We start from the raw sequence: 15,803 nt of genomic DNA, 5'->3' as shown, positions 1-15,803 counted from the left end.
GGGCGACCGGCGCCGCCAACGGTTTGCCATTCTGTGGTGGCGCCGCCCGGCCGGGCGAGCGCCGCCCTCCCTCCCCGGAATGGTATTGCCGGGCCCTGGACAGGGCCCGGCGTTTCTTCCTTCAAGGAGCAGCCATGAAGCGCTTGCGCAAGGTACTCGTGGTAGGCGGCGGTACCGCCGGCTGGCTGACCGCCTGCTACCTGGCCAGGGCGGTGAATGCCGCCAACCCGGCCGGCGTGCAGGTGCACCTGGTGGAATCCGACCGCATCGGCCTGATCGGCTTCGGCGAATCCACCTTTCCGTCGATCCGCGGCACCCTGTCGGCGATCGGGCTCGACGAGCGGCGCTTCCTGGTCGAAACCTCCGCCACCTACAAGCAGGGCATCCGCTTCCGCCACTGGGTGCGGCCGCCCGGCACGCCCGGCAGGGAACATTTCTTCCATCCCTTCAGCGTGCCCAGCCAGCGTCCCGGCGGCCCCGAGCTGCTGCCGTACTGGCTGCTGGGTGCGGCACCGGCCGGCCTGGGCTTCGCCGACGCGGTGACCATGCAGAGCCTTGTGGTCGACCGCTCGCGCGCACCCAAGCGTGCGCACGACCCCGATTACCAGGGGCCGCTGAACCATGCCTACCAGTTCGACGCCGGCCGCTTTGCCCTGCTGCTGGCCGAACACGGCCAGCAGGCGCTGGGCATCCGTCGCCACGTGGCGACGGTCGAGCGCGCCGTGCCCGACGGCAACGGCGGCATCGCCCGGCTGCTCACCGCCGAGCTCGGCGAGCTGGAGGCCGACCTCTACGTGGACTGCACCGGCATGCGCGCCAGCCTGATCGGCGAAGCCCTGCAGTCGCCGTACCGCAGCTGCAGTGACGTGCTGTTCACCGACCGCGCGGTCGCGATGCAGGCGCCCTACCCGAGTCCCGATGCACCCATCCCGTCGTTCACGCTGTGCACCGCACAGGAATCCGGCTGGATCTGGGACATCGGCCTGCAGCAGCGGCGTGGCGTCGGCTACGTGTATTCCTCGCGGCACGCCGATGCCGCGCGCGCCGAGGAAATCTTTCGCCGCTACCTGGGCAGCGCCGCCGATGGCCAGGACGTCACCCACATCCGCTTCGACAACGGCTACCGCCCGGAGGCGTGGCGCGGCAACTGCGTGGCGGTCGGGCTGTCCGGCGGCTTCATGGAGCCACTGGAATCCACCGGCATCGCACTGATCGAACTGGCCGCCTACCTCGTCACGCACCTGCTCCCGGGCGACCGCGACGACATGGGCCGCGCCGCACGGCACTTCAACGCGATGATGTCCGCGCGCTACGAACGCATCGTCGACTTCATCAAGATGCACTACTGCCTGAGCCGGCGGCGCGACACCGCCTTCTGGATCGACAACGCCGACCCGGCCGGCATCCCGCCCAGCCTGCAGGACAAGCTGGCGCAGTGGCGGCACCGCCCGCCGCATCGCCTCGACTTCGTCGGCGACCTGGAAATGTTCCTGGTGTCGAGCTGGCAATACATGCTCTACGGCATGGAGTTCGAGACCGACCTCGAACCCGTACGTAGCGCCTACCCGCGCGGCGCCGAAGCGAGCCGCGAATTCGCCATGATCCGGCAGGCGGCCATGCAGGCCCTCGACGACCTGCCCGACCACCGCGCCTTCGTCGAGCAGCGCTGCGACGAATACCGCCGGCACACGCGGGCGCGCGCCGCGCATGCGGCCAACGCCTGAGAAAAGGGGCCGCCGGTAGCGTCCGGCGCCGCGGTTTCGAAGCACCGGTTGAGCCGCCGCCTCGTCCGGGCCGCCCGGCACGCCGCGCCCGGCGGCTGGTGCCGCTCAGCCCGGCGCCAGCAGCGCGTCGAGGTCGTCCTGGTCGAAGCTGAGCCGCTCGCGGCTGCCGCCGCCCTCGAGCACGGCTTCGGCGAGTTCGGCCTTGCGCGCCTTCAGTTCCTCGATGCGCTCCTCCACCGTGCCGGCGGTGATCAGGCGGAACACGAACACCGGCTTGTCCTGGCCGATGCGGTGGGCGCGGTCGCTGGCCTGCGCCTCGGCGGCGGGGTTCCACCACGGGTCGTAGTGGATCACGGTGTCGGCGGCGGTGAGGTTGAGTCCCACGCCGCCGGCCTTCAGCGAGAGCAGGAACAGCGGCACCTCGCCCTGCTGGAACTGCTGCACCGGCGTGGCGCGGTCGCGCGTCTCGCCAGTGAGAGTGACGTAGCGGATGCGGCGGCGGTCCAGCTCGTGCGCGATCAGCTTGAGCATGCCGGTGAACTGCGAGAACAGCAGCACCTTGCGGCCTTCGTCGAGCAGCGGCGGCAACATGTCCATCAAGAGCTCGAACTTGGCCGAGCCGTGCACGCCGCGCGCGGCCTCCAGCTTCACCAGGCGCGGATCGCAGCAGACCTGGCGCAGCTTGAGCAGCGCGTCGAGCACCACGATGCCCGAGTGCTGGATGCCGCGCTGGGCGATCACCTCGCGCAGTTCCTCGGCCAGCGACAGGCGCAGGCCTTCGTACAGCTCGCGCTGGCGACCCTCGAGCACCACACGGCGGGTGATCTCGGTCTTCGGCGGCAGTTCCGCGGCCACCTGCGCCTTGGTGCGGCGGAGAATGAACGGCGCGAGCCGGCGGTTGAGACGGGCCTGGCATTCCTCGTCGCGCTGCTTCTCGATCGGCACGCGGTAGTAGCGGCGGAACGCGTTCTCGTCGCCGAGCAGGCCGGGCACGGCGAGGTCCACCTGCGACCACAGCTCGCCGAGGTGGTTTTCCAGCGGCGTGCCGGTGAGGCAGACATGGCGGCGCGTGCGCAGGCTGAGCAGGGCGCGCCGCGCCTGGGTGCGCGGATTCTTCACCTGCTGCGCCTCGTCCAGCACGGTGAGCGCGAACGGCTGCTTGCGCAGCGGCACCACGTCGCGCGGCAGCAGTGCGTAGCTGGTGAGCACGATGTCCTGCGCGCCGAGCTGGACGAACGCCTCGGCGCGCTGCGGGCCGTGCAGGGTGAGCACCTTGAGCGCGGGCGCGAAGCGGGCGATCTCGGCCTGCCAGTTCGGGATCAGGCTGGTGGGCACCACCACCAGCGCGGGCTGGTTCAGCGCGCCGTGCTCCTTCAGCGCCAGCAGGTGGGTGATCAGCTGCAACGTCTTGCCCAGGCCCATGTCGTCGGCGAGCACGCCGCCCACGCCGGCCTCGGCCAGCGCGTTCAACCAGCGCAGGCCTTCGCGCTGGTAGGGGCGCAGCTCCACGGTGAGTCCGGCGGGCACGGCGTCGCTGGCGCGCTCGGCGGCGTCGCGCAGGCGCGCGGTGAAACCGCGCAGCGCCTCGGGCGCTTCCAGCGCGCCGTCGCCGGGCAGCGCCTCGACCAGTTCCTCCAGCCGTCCCGCCTGCACGCGCGGCAGGTGCAGCTTCTTGCGTGGTTTTTCCAGGTATTCGGCGAGCGGCGCCAGCAGGCCGCGCAGTACCTTCAGGCGCACCGGCACGCGGCGTCGCTCGTCGACCGGCGCGTACCACACCGCGTCCTCCGGCTCGTTCGGCGCGGGGCTGAGGTTGAGCTGGTGCTCCGCCAGCGCCTGCGCCACCGCGGGCAGCAGGTTGTGGCGCTTGCCTTCCAGTTCGATGCCGATCTCCAGGTCGAAGGCGTGGTCGTCGGCGTCCTCCGCCGCCTGTCCGTACCAGCGCACCGGGCCTTCCAGCACCTCGAACGGAAAGCTGGGCGCGTATTCGAGCAGATAGCCCTCGGCTTCGAGCTTCGGCCGCAGCGCCAGCCAGCGCGCCGGGGTGTTCACCTCCAGCGCGCCGGCATGGCCGGTGCCGGGGAACAGCCAGGCGTCGTCGGGCAGGGTGTCGGCCATGTCCCAGGGCAGGCCTTCGGTATCCACCGCGGGGGTGAGGCCGGCGCGTTCGAGCTGCTCCATGGTGGCGAGCTCCTCCGCGCGCCGGCGCGCGATCTCCACCAGCTGGCCGTTGCGCACGCGGCGCACCAGCGGCTCGCCGCCGCGGCCGGGCAGGCGTTCGCCCGCGTAATCGAAGGAGAGCCGTGCCCACGCCAGAGGCGGCGTGCCGGCGGCGAGGCGCGCGTGGCGGGTCAGCGCGTGCAGGGTCAGCACCGGCTTCGGCGCCAGCTCGGCGCGATGCAGTTCGTCGAACACCTGCGGCGGCGGGATGCGCGCGGCGAGCCGGCTCGCGGGCAGCGTCTCGGCGAGGCGGCGGCCGTACTCGTGCTTCAGCGGCGGCAGTTCCAGCCAGGCCGTTTCCTCGGGCGCGGCTTCGAGATGGCCGAGCGTGGCGTGCTCGGCGTCGAGGTACCACAGCGCGTCGATGCGCAGCAGGCGCTGGCTGTGCGGCAGCTGGGGCAGCAGGCGCTGGCTGCCGTCCGGCTCCAGCTGCCAGTGCCAGTTGAGCGGATGCGCCTTGCCGCGCGACAGGCGCAGGCCGGCGAGGCCGCCAAGGAAGCATGGCGCGGTGTCCAGCAGCTCGATCAGCAGGCCGTCGCCGACGTGGCCGCCCAGGCGGGCATAGCTGCGGCCCTTGCGCAGGCTCTGCGGCAGGCCGAGCACCGCGGCGGCGAGGCGCTGCTCGTGCGGCGGCAGCGGCGCCTGCACCAGCAGCCGGCTGTCCAGCGGCGCCGGCCGCGCGTAGCGGCCGTGCTCGGCCACCGCCAGCAGCACCGGCGCCACCTCCAGGTGCGCCCAGGCGGCGCCCTCTTCCGGCATCACCTCCAGGAAGAAGCCCAGCACGCTGGCGTCGTCGCCACCGACAGCCCTGGGCGCCTCCAGCAGGCGCTGCCAGACGCCCGGCAGGCGTTCGTCGCGGCCGCCAGGCGGCGTGGCGTGCTGTTTACCGTCCGGTTGCTGCATGCGCATGCGCCCCGTGGCGACGACCAAAAGACCGAGCTTAGCAGGCTCGTGCGCGAGTTCGCGTGCAGAAATGCGCGGGCGCGCGCCGCCTCAGGCGTTGCCGAACAGGCCGTGCGGGTACTCGGGCTTCTGCTCGCGCGCCATCAGCGCCTTCAGGCCTTCGGCGGGGGTGACCTCGCCGTGCAGCACGGCGCGCACGCCGGCGCTGATCGGCAGGTCCAGCGCGTGCTGGTCGGCCAGCCGCGCCACCTCGTCGGCGGCAAGCACGCTCTCCACCACCTGCCCGATCTGGCGCACCGCCTCGTCGATGGCCACGCCGCGGCCCAACGCCAGGCCGAGCCGGCGGTTGCGCGACAGGTCGCCGGTGCAGGTGAGCACCAGGTCGCCGAGGCCGGACAGGCCGATCAGCGTCTCCGGCCGTGCGCCCAGCGCCACGCCCAGGCGCAGCATCTCGTTCATGCCGCGGGTGATCAGGCCGGCGCGGGCGTTGAGGCCCAGCTCCATGCCGTCGGCGATGCCGGTGGCCACGGCCAGCACGTTCTTCATCGCGCCGCCGAGCTCCGCACCCAGCACATCGCCGCCGGTGTAGGCGCGCAGGTTGGGGGCGTGCAGCAGGTTGGCCACGCGCTGCGCGCAGGCGGGGTCCTCCGAGTGCACGGTGACCGCGCTGGGCAGGCCGGCCGCCACCTCCTTGGCAAACGACGGGCCGGTGATCACCGCCGCCGGATGGCCCGGCAGGCGCTGCGCCACCAGTTCGTGCAGGAAGCGGCCGGTGCCGGGTTCGAAGCCCTTGGTGGCCCAGGCGAGCGTGGCGCCGTCATCCAGCAGCGGCGCGACGTCCTCGAGCATCGTGGCGAAGGCGTGGCTGGGTACCACCAGCAACACCACGCCGGCACCGCGCACCGCGGTGGCCAGGTCCGGCTCGTAACCCAGTGTCGCGGGCAACTCGATGCCCGGCAGGTAGCGCTGGTTGCAGCGTGCCGCGGCTATCGCCGCCAGCGCGGCCGGATCGCGCCCCCACAGCCGCGTGGGTACGCCGTTGCGTGCCGTCAGGGCGGCGAGCGCCGTGCCCCAGGAGCCGGCACCAAGTACCGCCAGGGTCGGATGCTGCGTCATGCGGGCGCTCAGCTGTTGAGCGCCGCCGGTGCGTCCCCGCCGCCGGCCATGCGGCGCTGCTGTTCGGCGTACAGGGCGTCGAAGTTGATCGGCTGCAGCAGGAACGGCGGAAAGCCGCCCTCCAGCACCATCGAGGAGATCACCTGGCGCGCGTACGGGAACAACAGGTTCGGGCAGTAGCTGCCGATCACCCCGGCGAGGTCCTCGGCGCTGAAGCCGGAGATGCCGAACAGGCCGGCCTGCTCCACTTCGGCGAGGTAGGCGGTGCGCTCGCCCAGCGTGCATGTGAGGGTGACGCTGAGCACCACCTCGTAGAGGTCGTTGCCCAGGTCCATGGCCTTGTGGCCCAGGTTCAGCTGCACCTGCGGCGCGGTCTGGTCGCTCTCGCTGCTGAATTCCTGGAAGATCTGCGGCGCACCCGGCACCTCGAAGGAAACATCCTTCACGTAGATCTTCTGCAGCACCAGCTGCGGCGGGTTGCCCTGCTCGCTGGCCTGGCCGTTGGCGATGACTTCTGCCATGGGAATCCCTCTGTAGGTCTGGCGTCAAAAGAGGGCGATTGTTTCATACCTGCCGGCCCCGTGCACACGCGGGCAGGCGGGGGCCGACCCGGCGGATTGCGCACTGGGCTGTTTCTGAAGGATAATGCGCGGCTCGTCACTGTCGACCCGGGTCATCCGGGGCGCCCGCCACGCGATGCGGGCCTCGCGGCAGGAAGTTGCAACACCCCTCCAGCATCGCGTGGCGCCTGGCGCCGCTGGGCCGATGTCGCCCTGGCCAACGGGCGGTCAACAGAACACCACGGAGCTCATCATGGCCCGCATTTGCCAAGTCACCGGAAAGGGTGTGCAGACCGGCAACAACGTCTCGCACGCCAACAACAAGACCCGCCGCCGCTGGTTGCCGAACCTGCACGAGCGCCGCTTCTGGGTCGCCAGCGAGAATCGCTGGGTCAAGCTGCGCGTCTCCAACCACGCGCTGCGCACCATCGACAAGAAGGGCATCGAGGCCGTGATCGCCGAGCTGCGTGCCCGCGGTGAGAAGGTCTGAGGAGAACAGTCATGGCCAAGGGTGCAAACGACAAGATCCGCCTGATTTCTTCGGCCGGTACCGGCCACTTCTACACCACGCAGAAGAACAAGAAGAACACGCCGGAAAAGTTCGAGTTCAAGAAGTACGATCCGGTCGTGCGCAAGCACGTGATCTACAAGGAAGGCAAGATCAAGTAATCGATCGCCGCTTCCGGAAGGAACCCGCCCACGTGGCGGGTTTTTTCTTGCCGTGGGCGGGCATCGCTTGCCCCCGGCCGGGCGGCTCCGGATGATCGGCAGCATGCCGCCGACCACCGCCCTGTTCCGCACGCTGTTTGCGCCCTCCGACTGGTCGCGGCTGGCGCCCGAAGTGCAGCGCATGCACGCCGAAGGCCGCATCGTCCAGGCCAGCGGCGAGGCCGATGTCGAAGGCGAGACCCACTGGCTTGCCCGCCTGCTGCGACGGCTGCTGACCCTGCCGGGACCGGGCGCCGGGCAGGCGATCGCGGTCACCATCGAACGACATCCGACGCACGAATGCTGGAGCCGACGCTTCCTGCGTGGCTCCATGCATTCGACGCTGCACGCCGGCAACGACGGACAGCTGCACGAACGGCTCGGGCCAGCGACCCTGCGTTTCGCGCTGCAACGCGATGGCGACGCCATCGACTGGCAACTGCTGGGCGTGCGCCTGCTTGGCCTGCCGTTGCCGCGCGCACTCTCCGGCACGGTGCTGTCGCGCAGCGGCATGCGCGACGGGCGTTACGTCTTCGACATCGACGCGCGCCTGCCGCTGGTCGGCCGGCTCGTCGCCTACCGCGGCTGGCTGGAAATCGAGCATGTCGCCTGAGGACGGGCACCCCGTCATCGTCTTCGACGGCGTCTGCGTGCTGTGCAGCCGCCGGGTGGCTTTCATCCTGCGCCACGACCGCGCCGGCCGCTTCCGGCTGGCGGCCATGCAGGGGCGGCACGGGCGCGCCTTGCTCGTCGCCTAGGGACTGTCGCCCGACGACCCGGTGTCGCTCCTGCTGGTCGCGCAGGGGCGAGGCTACAGCGACACGGATGCCATCGCCCGCGTGCTGGACCAGCTGGCGGTACGCGGCACACGACAGGCGCGCTGCTGCGCGCGATTCCGCGACGCCTGCGCGACCCCGCCTGTCGCTGGATCGCCCACCACCGCCATCGTCTGTTCGGCGGGCGCGCGCCATGCCGGCTGCCAGGGCCGGAACAGGCGTGGCGCTTCATCGACTGACCGGCATCACCTCGACGTCCGTGCGCAGCGCGAATCCGTCGAAGCCTTCGACGATCTGCTCCAGCGTGAGCAAACCCATGCACGACATGGCGCCCTTCGCTTCCAGCAGGCCATCCGCCAGGCGTCGCGCCAGGACGATCGCGGGCGTCACCGGCACCTGCGGGCCGTCGCCCGCGTCGGCATCCAGCCACCAGCACAGATGCAGCGGCCGGCCCTGCACATCCGTGCCGCGCAACTCCACCGTCATGCCGCCGACATCCGAGCCGAAACGCAGGAACCACTCGCTCATGCGCCGCAGCGCGGGCGCGTGGCGCGCGAGGTCGCGGATCACGCCCAGCCGCACCAGCACGCCCATGCCCCAGGTGGCCCATTGCAGCAGCGGCAATTCGAGACCGGCGCGGAAGATCACCGAGCGCGCCTGTGCATAACGCGCGGGAAACAGTTCCAGGTCCGGTATGTCGCAAACGCCCACGCGGCGCTGGCCGAACGGGAACCACTGCCGCCGGCTGTCCATCCAGCCGTGCGCCACCTCCCAGCGGCCGTTGCGCCACAGCCGGACGGGACGCCCGCAATAGCCGAGGATGGATGCCACCGTGGCATCGCCGCGCGGCGTGCGGTTGCCGGGATTGATCGCATGCTCGATCGCATGCAGCGAGCCGAACCTCGGCAACAGCGCATCGACCGCCGCCGAACTCAGCGCCGGCACGCTGGACGCGCCGCTGACCAGCAGCCGGCCCGCACGCCGTGCGCGTTCGTCGAGCCGGGAAAAGCCGCAGACGAAATCGCGGCCGTCGGCGAGGTCGATGTAATCGCTGCCGGCGGCCATGCACGCCTCGGCGACGCGGTAGTCCTGCCCCTGGAACGGACCGGCGGCATGGATCACCAGTTGCGGCCGCAACGCGGCCAGCGCCGCCGGAAAGTCCGCAGCGGCCGTGTCCAGCGCACAGGCGCGCACGCACATGTCGCCGATGCATGCGCGGAGACCCTCGAGCAGCGGCAGGCGGCGCCCCGCGAGCAGCAACTCGAACCGCTCGTCGTGCGCCAGCCTCGCCGCGATGCGCGAACCGAATACACCGGCTGCCCCAAGCACCACCACGCGCAGACCCATCCACGTCCCCCGTCGGCAGGCTCCCGGATCGCCCGAGCATGCCACGCGGCGCACGGGCGAAACAGCCGGCCCGGCGATCCGATGGACAACCCGTGCACCGCCGCGGCGCTACCGCGTTATCGTTGGGTATCCGGGCGACATCGCCCACGCCGGAGGAACGCCGCCATGAAATGCCGGACCGCCCTGCGTCTCCTGCTCGCCACCGTGTCGCTGGCCGCCATGCCCGTGCTGGCCGCGGCCGCGGCGACGGCCGCGAACGTCACCGTCAGCTACGACCATCCCGAGCACTTCACCGAGACCCGCAAGGTGCGCGCACTGGCGCCGCAACGCGCCGACGACGATTACCTCAAGGTGCTGAAGTCGTACATCGAGGATCGCGCCGGCCGGATCCTGCCGCCGGGCGAACGCCTCGACATCGTGGTGACCGACATCGACCGCGCCGGCGACTTCGAGCCGTGGCACCGCGGTACGCTGCGCGAGGTTCGCATCATCAAGGACATCTACCCGCCGCGCATCGACCTGCGCTTCCGCCTTACCGGCGCCGACGGCAAGCTGCTCCGCGAGGGCACGCGCAAGCTGCGCGATCCGGGATTCCTCACTTCCAGCAGCGTCAGCGCATCGAGCGCCGACAGCCTGCGCTACGAAAAGGCGCTGATCGACCGCTGGCTGCGCAAGGGCCCCGACCAGCTCTGAGGGTCGGCGCCACACCCCACGCAAAAGGCCCGCCATGTGGCGGGCCTTTTTCATGTCTTTCGTGGACTGGGGCCGGGCGGATCAGGCAGCGACCGCGTAACCCTTCAGCCGCGCCGCGAAGTCCTGCAGCGCGCGGATGCCGCTCTGCTCGGCTTCGACGATCCACTGCTGCAGTCCCTTCAGCGCCTGCTCGGCGCCGCGCTGCTCCATCAGGGCCGCAAGGCGGCTGCGGAAATCGCATACGACGCGCAGGTTGGGACGCTTGGCCAGCACCGCCTGCAGCTTGCTGCTGCCGTCGCTGTCCAGCCAGCGACCGCCGTCGGCCAGCGCGCGGCGCATGCGGCGCGGCACCGCCTTGATGCTCTCGCCGGCGTGCGTGGCCTCGTCGCGCAGAGTGGGCACGATCACGTTGCGGTAGAAGTCGGTCATCGCCTGGAAGCGGTGGGTGAGCAGCGCCTTCAGGGTCTCGGCGTCGGGCAGCGGCACGTTGGGGCGCACGTCCAGCGTGGGCGCCACGCGCAGCACCTTGGCCAGGCCCACCGCGCGCAGCGCGCAGATCGCCGCCCAGCCGATGTCGAATTCCCACTTGCGCAGCGCGAACTTCGCCGAGCTGGGGAACGCATGATGGTTGTTGTGCAGCTCCTCGCCGCCGATCCAGAAGCCCCACGGCAGCAGGTTGCGCGAGGTGTCGGCGCTCTCGAAGTTGCGGTAGCCGGCCCAGTGGCCGATGCCGTTGACGAAGCCGGCGGCCCAGAACGGGATCCAGATCATCTGCACGGCCCAGATCGCCGCGCCGATCACGCCGAACAGCGCGAGGTCGATGATCAGCATCAACGCCGGACCGGAATACGGATGGGCGCCGTAGACCTTGTGCTCCACCCAGTCGTCCGGGGTGCCGCGGCCGTACTGCTGCATGTCCTCCTTCGAGGCGCAGGCGTCGCGGTACAGCGACACGCCGTCCCAGAACACCTTCTTGATGCCGAAGATCACCGGGCTGTGCGGATCTTCCTCGGTCTCCACCTTGGCGTGGTGCTTGCGGTGCACCGCCACCCACTCGCGGGTGACCATGCCGGTGCTGAGCCAGCCCCAGAAGCGGAAGAAGTGCGCCAGCGCCGGATGGAAATCCACCCCGCGGTGCGTCTGGCTGCGATGCAGGTACAGCGTCACCGTGAAGATGGTGAGCTGGGTCGCCACCAGCAGGTAGACCAGCATGCCCACCCAACTGGCGTGGGTGAGGCCGCTGGACAGGAAATTCAGCACGGTATCGAGCATCGGACGGGACTCGGAACGGTAGTCGTGGGGGCAGTCTAGGTGAGGGTTTGCCGTACTCGCCAGCATGTTGGCAGGCGATTCGACCATGGTATGACGCGGGCGCTTGCGCTTTCGTTAAAGCCGCCGGACGCCGTTAAGCGCGCCCGTGTGACCGCGGCCGGTTGTGTGAAGATGGGGTCGCACCGACAATCGCGCAATGACCGCCGCCAATTCCGCCGCGCCTCCCGCGCTGCAACTCGATCGCATCGCCCGCCATCGCGCCGGGCGCGTCGCGGTGCAGGAACTGAGCCTGACGCTGCCCCCGGGCCAGGTGCTGGGCCTGCTCGGCGTCAATGGCGCAGGCAAGTCCACCACCTTGTCGATGGTCGCCGGCGCGTTGCGGCCGGACCGCGGCGCCATCTACCTGAACGGCGAGGATTTCCTGGAACGCCCCGAGCTGGCGCGCCGGCTGGTCGGCTGGCTGCCCGAGCGTGCGCCGGTGTGGTCCGAACTCACCGTGGCCGAGCACCTGGACGCCCACGGCCGCCTGCGCGGCCTTGCCGGCGCGGCGCTGCGCGAGGCCCGCGAAGCGACGCTGGCCCGGCTGGAACTGCAGCCGCTGGCGCGGCGGCTGGCGGGCATGTTGTCGCAGGGCCAGCGCCAGCGCCTGGGCCTGGCCTGCGCGCTGCTGCACCGCCCCGCCCTGCTGGTGCTGGACGAACCGGCCAACGCGCTCGACCCGGTGCAGGTCACCGCCTTGCGCGCGCTGATCCGCGAGCAGGCCGCCGCGGGCACCGCGGTGATCCTGTCCACCCATGTGCTGGTCGAGGTCACCGCGGTGTGCGACCGCGTGGCGATCCTGCACGAAGGCCGCCTGCGCCACGACGGCCCGGTGCGCGCCGACGACCACGCCGCACTGGAGCGCCGCTTCTTCGAGATCGCCATGCACGGCGCCAACCCGGCGGCGCGTGCCGCATGACGCTCCTTGCGATGCTTCGCCTCGAAACGCGCCGCCTGCGCGTGCAGCCGCTGGCCTGGGTGCTGCTGGCGCTGAGCCTGGCCTGGCTGGGCTGGTGCTTCACCCGCCTGCTGGGCGACTTCCTCGCCGGCGAGATCCAGCGCGCCGCCCGGCCGGACGGCCCCGGCTACGTCGACCTGGTCGCGGTGCCGCTGCTCGGCCAGCTCGCGCAGCTGGCGTTCCTGGTGGTGCCGCTGCTCGCCATGTCCACGCTGGCGGGCGAACGCCGCAACGGCACGCTGCCGCTGCTGTTCGCCGCGGGCGTGCCCGCCTCGCGCATCGTGCTGGGCAAGTACCTCGCCACGCTGCTGTGGCTGCTGGCGTGGCTGGCGTTGACCCTGGCGATGCCGCTTTCGCTGGCGCACGCCACCACGCCGGACTGGGGCAAGCTGGCTGCCGCCACGCTCGGCATCGCCCTGATGCTGGCCGCACTGGCCGCGCTGGCGGTCGCCGCCTCCGCCTTCACCGCGCATCCGGCGATCGCCGCCGCGGTGGCGCTGTTGCTGGGCCTGGCGTTGTGGAATGTGAACCTCGGCGCGCAGATGGCCGGCCTCGACGACGGCATCGTCAACTGGCTGGCGATGAGCACGCACGCGCAGAACCTGCTGCGCGGGCTGGTCTCCACCGCCGACATCCTCTGGTTCGTGCTGCTGGTCGCGGTCTGCCTCGCGCTGGCCACGCGCCGGCTCGCGGCCGACCGGGAGCGCGGCTGATGCGCCTTGCACGACGGTTCGACGGCTGGCTGTTCGCCCTGCTGCTGTTCGCCGGCGCCGGCGCCGCCGGCTATCTCGGCACGCGCTACGCGCATGTCGCCGACTGGACCGCGAACGGCCGCCTGAGCCTGTCTCCGCAGAGCCGCGCGGTGCTGGCGCAGCTGCGCGGCCCGGTCGAGATCGTCAGCTACGCCAGTCCACAGGGCGACCTGCGCGCCGCGATCGGCGCCTTCCTGCAACGCTACCGGCTGGTGAAGCCCGACCTCAGCCTGCGTTTCGTCGATCCGCAACAGGACCCGGCGCGGATGCGCGAGCTGGGCATCGCCTTGGACGGCGAAATGGTCCTGCGCTATCGGGGCCACGAGCAGCGGCTTACCGAACTCTCCGAACGCAGCGTGACGAACGCGCTGGAGCGGCTGATCCGCGGCGACGACCGCATCGTGGCCTTCGTCACCGGCGACGGCGAACGCCTGCCTTCGGGCCAGGGCAATGCCGACCTGGGCGTGCTGATGGGCCAGCTCGCGCAGAGCGGGCTGCGCGCGGTGCCGCTGAGCTTCACGCAGGCAGCAGCCGTGCCGCAAGGCACCAACCTCGTGGTGCTGGCCAGTCCCACCGTGGCGTTGCCCACAGGCGCGGTGCAGGCACTGGTCGCCTACGTGCAGGGCGGCGGCAACCTGCTGTGGCTGCGCGATCCGGCGAACGGCGACCTCGGCCTCGATCCGCTGGCCAGGGCGCTGGACATCCAGGTTCTTCCGGGCGTGCTGGTGGACGGCGGCGGCGCCGCGCTGGGTCTCGACGACCCGCGCCTGCTGGCGGTGGGCATGTACCCGCCCAACCCGATCACGCTGGGCTTCCGGCTCGCCACGCGCTTCCCGCAGGTGGCCGCGCTGGCGCGCACCGGCGCCGGCGGCTGGACGGCCGCGCCGCTGCTGCGCTCCAGCGCGCAGAGCTGGACCGAGTTCCATCCCATCGACAACGCGCATCCTTCCGACATCCGCTATGACGCCGCTGCCGGCGAGCTCAAGGGGCCGCTGGACTTCGGCTTCGCACTGGACCGTCTCTCGCCCAGCCCGGACAAACGCGAGCAACGCGCGGTCGTGGTCGGTGACGGCGACTTCCTCTCCAACGCCTACCTCGGCGAAGGCGGCAACCGCGCGCTGGGAGAGCGCATCTTCAACTGGCTGCTGGGCGACGACGCGCTGGTCGACCTGCCGCGCGAGGGCGTGCCCGACCGCGTGCTGCGCATCGGCCAGGGCGAACTCGACGCCGCCACCATCGGCTTCATGGTGGCGCTGCCGCTGCTGCTGCTCGCGATCGGCGGCCTGATCTTCTGGCGCCGGCGTCGCGCATGAAGCGGGCCGCGCGCGCCCGGCTGTCGATGCTGGCGGGCGTCGCCGCCCTGCTCGCGCTGGCGCTGTGGCAATGGCAGCGCGATGCGCACGGCGCGCCGGGTACCCTGCTCGCGCTCGACCCCGCCGCAATCACCGACGTGACGCTGCGACTCGGGGACACACCCGCCGCGCACTACGCGAAACGCGACGGCCACTGGTGGCGCGCCGACGGCAACCGCGCCGACGACCGCTACCTCGACAGGCTCGCCGCCGCGGCCGCCGCGCCGGTGCTGCAATGGCGCGCCGCCGCCGACTTCGACGCCGCGAAGATCGGCCTCGCCCCGCCGCAGGCCGTGCTGAGTCTCGACGGCCGGCGCCTCGCCTTCGGTGCGATGAGCGCCACCGGCCCGCAGTGCTACGTGCAGGTGGGTGCGCGGGTGGCACTGGTGTCGTTGCGCTTCATGCCGCAGGCGCCTGCGGCCGAACACGTCGACCTGCACTGATGCCCGAGCTGCCCGAAGTCGAAACCACCCGCCGCGGCATCACCCCGCACGTGGTCGGCCGGCGCGTGATGGCAGTGGTGCTGCGCCGGCCCGACCTGCGCTGGCCGATACCGCACGAGATCAGCGAGCTGCTTCCCGGCCAGCGCATCGACGCGGTGGAACGCCGCGCGAAATACCTGCTGCTGCACACCGCCGCCGGCAGTGCCCTGCTGCACCTCGGCATGAGCGGCATGCTGCGCGTGCTGCCGCCCGACGCGCCCGTGGGGCCGCACGACCACGTGGACATCGCGCTCGCGCGCGGCGCGCACGAAGGCCCGCGCGTGCTGCGCTTCACCGATCCGCGCCGCTTCGGCTGCCTCCTGTGGCAGCCGCCCGGCAGTACCCACGAACTGCTCGCGAAGCTTGGCCCCGAACCGCTCACCGACGCCTTCGACGGCGACCTGCTGTGGCAGCTCTCGCGCGGCCGCAGCGCGGCCGTGAAGCTGTTCCTGATGGACAACGCCATCGTCGTCGGGGTGGGCAACATCTACGCCAGCGAGGCGCTGTTCGCCGCCGGCATCGATCCGCGCCGCGAGGCCGGCAGCGTGTCGCGCGCACGCTACGCGCGGCTCGCCGCCGAGGTGAAGCGCATCCTCGCCTATGCGATCGAACGCGGCGGCACCACGCTGCGCGACTTCCTCGCCCCCGACGGCGCGCCCGGCTACTTCTTCCGCGAGCTGATGGTGTACGGCCGTGCGGGCGAGCCGTGCAAGGTCTGCGGCACGGCGATACGGCAGACCGTGCAGGGCCAGCGCTCCACGTTCTGGTGTCCGCACTGCCAGCGCTGAGGGCGGACGCCCGGCGTTTCCCGAAGGAAACGGTGTAATCACGGATTGCCGGCTACCGGCCAAGGCGCCGCGCGCCCAACATATCCGCCATCCCGAACACACACGCACAAGACCGG

15 protein-coding genes and 1 pseudogene are annotated in these 15,803 nt (G+C 71.3%); 11 read left to right on the top strand and 5 right to left on the bottom strand.

What is annotated here, in order from left to right:
* Positions 1-134 precede the first annotated feature (134 nt).
* The gene (locus ACQGNW_RS05330) at positions 135-1,724 is read left to right on the top strand and encodes a tryptophan halogenase family protein (RefSeq protein ID WP_426662090.1); all 1,590 of its coding nucleotides are present in this window, start codon (positions 135-137) and stop codon (positions 1,722-1,724) included.
* A gap of 105 nt (positions 1,725-1,829) precedes the next feature.
* Here the strand turns inward: ACQGNW_RS05330 and ACQGNW_RS05325 are convergent, their stop codons facing one another.
* From ACQGNW_RS05325 to secB, 3 genes are all read right to left on the bottom strand, one after another.
* A complete protein-coding gene (locus tag ACQGNW_RS05325; protein WP_426662089.1) occupies positions 1,830-4,844 on the bottom strand; it encodes a DEAD/DEAH box helicase in 3,015 nt (1,004 codons plus the stop codon).
* A gap of 90 nt (positions 4,845-4,934) precedes the next feature.
* The gene (locus ACQGNW_RS05320) at positions 4,935-5,960 is read right to left on the bottom strand and encodes an NAD(P)H-dependent glycerol-3-phosphate dehydrogenase (protein WP_426662088.1); all 1,026 of its coding nucleotides are present in this window, start codon (positions 5,958-5,960) and stop codon (positions 4,935-4,937) included.
* A gap of 8 nt (positions 5,961-5,968) precedes the next feature.
* Positions 5,969-6,481: a protein-export chaperone SecB gene (secB, locus tag ACQGNW_RS05315; RefSeq protein ID WP_426662087.1), complete on the bottom strand. Its 513-nt coding sequence runs from the start codon at positions 6,479-6,481 to the stop codon at positions 5,969-5,971.
* 292 nt (positions 6,482-6,773) lie between these two features.
* Here secB and rpmB point away from each other — a divergent pair, with 292 nt between their 5' ends.
* The 4 genes and pseudogenes from rpmB to ACQGNW_RS05295 all read left to right on the top strand — a co-directional run bounded on the left by rpmB (position 6,774) and on the right by ACQGNW_RS05295 (position 8,243).
* A complete protein-coding gene (rpmB, locus tag ACQGNW_RS05310) occupies positions 6,774-7,010 on the top strand; it encodes a 50S ribosomal protein L28 (protein WP_367843115.1) in 237 nt (78 codons plus the stop codon).
* 11 nt (positions 7,011-7,021) lie between these two features.
* Positions 7,022-7,189, top strand: a complete 168-nt coding sequence (gene rpmG / locus ACQGNW_RS05305; RefSeq protein WP_181303365.1) for a 50S ribosomal protein L33 — start codon at positions 7,022-7,024, stop codon at positions 7,187-7,189.
* Between the two features lie 103 nt (positions 7,190-7,292).
* On the top strand, positions 7,293-7,841 hold the full coding sequence (locus ACQGNW_RS05300) for a DUF4166 domain-containing protein (protein ID WP_426662086.1): 549 nt from the start codon (positions 7,293-7,295) through the stop codon (positions 7,839-7,841).
* A pseudogene (locus ACQGNW_RS05295) lies at positions 7,831-8,243 on the top strand (thiol-disulfide oxidoreductase DCC family protein). The gene ACQGNW_RS05300 and the pseudogene ACQGNW_RS05295 overlap by 11 nt, the downstream one beginning before the upstream one ends.
* Here the strand turns inward: ACQGNW_RS05295 and ACQGNW_RS05290 are convergent.
* Positions 8,233-9,351, bottom strand: coding sequence for a saccharopine dehydrogenase family protein (locus ACQGNW_RS05290; protein WP_426662085.1), 1,119 nt, complete (start codon positions 9,349-9,351; stop codon positions 8,233-8,235). The pseudogene ACQGNW_RS05295 and the gene ACQGNW_RS05290 sit on opposite strands and share 11 nt — an antisense overlap.
* A 165-nt stretch (positions 9,352-9,516) precedes the next feature.
* Between ACQGNW_RS05290 and ACQGNW_RS05285 the strand changes: the two genes are divergently transcribed.
* Complete coding sequence (locus tag ACQGNW_RS05285) at positions 9,517-10,044, top strand: DUF3016 domain-containing protein (RefSeq protein WP_426662084.1); 528 nt, start codon at positions 9,517-9,519, stop codon at positions 10,042-10,044.
* Between the two features lie 81 nt (positions 10,045-10,125).
* On the opposite strand, the gene ACQGNW_RS05280 is transcribed toward ACQGNW_RS05285, so the two are convergent.
* Positions 10,126-11,316 carry a DesA family fatty acid desaturase gene (locus ACQGNW_RS05280; RefSeq protein WP_426662083.1) on the bottom strand — a complete coding sequence of 397 codons (1,191 nt, stop codon included), beginning with the start codon at positions 11,314-11,316 and terminating at the stop codon, positions 10,126-10,128.
* Positions 11,317-11,512: 196 nt separating this feature from the next.
* Here ACQGNW_RS05280 and ACQGNW_RS05275 point away from each other — a divergent pair, with 196 nt between their 5' ends.
* The 5 genes from ACQGNW_RS05275 to mutM are packed head-to-tail and all read left to right on the top strand — an operon-like array spanning position 11,513 to position 15,687.
* A complete protein-coding gene (locus ACQGNW_RS05275) occupies positions 11,513-12,274 on the top strand; it encodes an ABC transporter ATP-binding protein (RefSeq protein ID WP_426662082.1) in 762 nt (253 codons plus the stop codon).
* Entirely contained in the window at positions 12,271-13,026 is a 756-nt protein-coding gene (locus ACQGNW_RS05270) for an ABC transporter permease (protein ID WP_426662081.1), read from the top strand. The genes ACQGNW_RS05275 and ACQGNW_RS05270 overlap by 4 nt, the downstream gene beginning before the upstream one ends.
* On the top strand, positions 13,026-14,378 hold the full coding sequence (locus tag ACQGNW_RS05265; protein WP_426662080.1) for a GldG family protein: 1,353 nt from the start codon (positions 13,026-13,028) through the stop codon (positions 14,376-14,378). Before ACQGNW_RS05270 ends, ACQGNW_RS05265 begins: the two co-directional genes overlap by 1 nt.
* Positions 14,375-14,860, top strand: coding sequence for a hypothetical protein (locus tag ACQGNW_RS05260; protein ID WP_426662079.1), 486 nt, complete (start codon positions 14,375-14,377; stop codon positions 14,858-14,860). Before ACQGNW_RS05265 ends, ACQGNW_RS05260 begins: the two co-directional genes overlap by 4 nt.
* On the top strand, positions 14,860-15,687 hold the full coding sequence (gene mutM, locus ACQGNW_RS05255; RefSeq protein WP_426662078.1) for a bifunctional DNA-formamidopyrimidine glycosylase/DNA-(apurinic or apyrimidinic site) lyase: 828 nt from the start codon (positions 14,860-14,862) through the stop codon (positions 15,685-15,687). Before ACQGNW_RS05260 ends, mutM begins: the two co-directional genes overlap by 1 nt.
* Positions 15,688-15,803: the final 116 nt, after the last annotated feature.

The organism is Rhodanobacter aciditrophus, from assembly GCF_050026795.1.
Taxonomy (GTDB): domain Bacteria; phylum Pseudomonadota; class Gammaproteobacteria; order Xanthomonadales; family Rhodanobacteraceae; genus Rhodanobacter_A.
The sequence above is the reverse complement of the archived record's forward strand: the minus strand, read 5'-3'. Positions and strand labels throughout refer to the sequence as shown.